Origin of the sequence: Longimicrobium sp. (genome assembly GCA_036389135.1) — a bacterium.
GTDB lineage: Bacteria > Gemmatimonadota > Gemmatimonadetes > Longimicrobiales > Longimicrobiaceae > Longimicrobium.
In genome coordinates this window covers 1-1,569 of the sequence record DASVQP010000107.1, presented here as the reverse complement: position 1 = coordinate 1,569, position 1,569 = coordinate 1, and the positions used below count along the sequence as shown (strand labels likewise).

General features: G+C 69.9%; 1 protein-coding gene and 1 pseudogene. One reads left to right on the top strand and one right to left on the bottom strand.

What is annotated here, in order from left to right; genetic code table 11:
* Positions 1 to 200 precede the first annotated feature (200 nt).
* On the bottom strand, positions 201 to 1,253 hold the full coding sequence (locus VF584_22290; protein ID HEX8212921.1) for an IS110 family transposase: 1,053 nt from the start codon (positions 1,251 to 1,253) through the stop codon (positions 201 to 203).
* A gap of 87 nt (positions 1,254 to 1,340) precedes the next feature.
* Between VF584_22290 and VF584_22285 the strand changes: the two are divergent.
* A pseudogene (locus VF584_22285) lies at positions 1,341 to 1,514 on the top strand (transposase).
* The last annotated feature ends 55 nt before the right edge of the window (positions 1,515 to 1,569 follow it).

Genomic DNA, 1,569 nt, shown 5'->3' with positions numbered 1-1,569 from the left:
GCTGCGCGGCCTTTGCCGCTGGCCATCATGGGGGTGCGCGTGCGTGTCAGGCGCCAATCTATGACAGCGTGCTCGGGGCACATTGCTCCATGCGGCGTTGCCTAAAACTGCTTGACCACAGACCTTCCCATCACGCTGTTAAGCGCTTGCTGCCGGATCGTGCGGGTTCGCGCCCGCCGCCTACCACCCGCGTCGGACCGTCAGGCCGTGGCTGCCGCGGCGCGTCCCTTCGCCCGGTAGACCTCGTCGCGCGTCATCAGCGCCCAGGCGATGCGCGCCATCTTGTTGGCCAGCGCCACCGTCACCAGCCGGACAGGACGCCGCTCCAGCAGCTCCCGCACCCACGCTCCGGCGGCACTGTTCCACGCCCCGGCGCGGTGCACCATCGAGGTGGCGCCGAGCACCAGCAGGGTCCGGATCTCCCGGTTGCCGGCCTTGGTGATCCGACCGGTTGGAGGCATGCCTCCAACGGTCTTGCCGCCAGCGGAGTGCTGTCGCGGCACCAGCCCGAGCCAGGCGGCGAAGTGCCGTGCGCTCTTGAAGGCCGCGATGCCGTCGCCGACCGTGGCCGCGACCAGCGAGGCGGTGATCGGCCCGATGCCGGGGACCGTGGCCAAGCGGCGCGCGATGTCGTCCTCCCGCGCGTGCGCGACGATCTCCGCCTCCAGGGCCTCGATCCGGTCCGCGGTCGCGCGGCACTGCTGGAGCAGGCCGGTGAACACCCCGCGTGCCTGCTCCGGGAAGCTCCCGTCCGCCTCCACCAGCGCCACCAGCTCCTCGAGCCTGCCCATGCCCTTCGGCACGACGAGGCCGAACTCGGTCGCCAGGCCACGCATGGCGTTGGCCAGCATGGTTTGCTGCTTGACGAACAAGGAGCGAACGGAATGCAAGGTGAGGACGCTCTGCTGCTCCAGGCTTTTCACGGGCACGAACCTCGCGTCGGGCCGGGACGCGGCGGCGCAGATCGCCGCGGCATCGGCGGCGTCGTTCTTCTTGCCCCTCTTCACGAACGGCCTGACCGCCTCCGGCGCGATCAGTTTCACCTCGTGCCCGAGCCCGCTCAGCACGCGGGCCCAGTGATGCGCGGCACCACATGCCTCCATGACCACGGTGCAGCGCGGCTGCCCCTCGAAGAACGGGATCAGCTCGCTCCGCCGCAGCTTGCGCTTCAGCTGCACCTTTCCGCTCGCGTCGATGCCGTGGAGCTGGAACACGGACTTGGCGACATCCAGGCCGATCATGGTGATGCTCATCGCGGGCGGCTCCCTCCGCAGGTCTCGACAACCCGCACCGTGGCACACTGATGCCGTTGGGGGCCGTCCACCCTGTACCATCCCATCTGGTTCAGCGCCGAGGCCATCGAGGGGTGGCGGGCGGCGCCGCGCACCACCCGGGGCGGGCAGCCCTGGTACTCCCCTCTGGCGATCCTGACGGCGCTGACCTTGCGGGCCGTGTTCCGCCCGGCGCTGCGCCAAACCGAGGGGCTGATCGGCTCCGTCTTGCGGTTGCTCGGCTCGACTCTGTTGCAGCTTTTCGGTGTGGCGGCGTCGGGATAGAAGCCGCCTATAA

What these genes read in the sequence shown, in the direction of transcription:
- VF584_22290 (HEX8212921.1), bottom strand. Translation starts at nt 1,253, where the DNA reads ATGAGCATCACCATGATCGGCCTGGATGTCGCCAAGTCCGTGTTCCAG.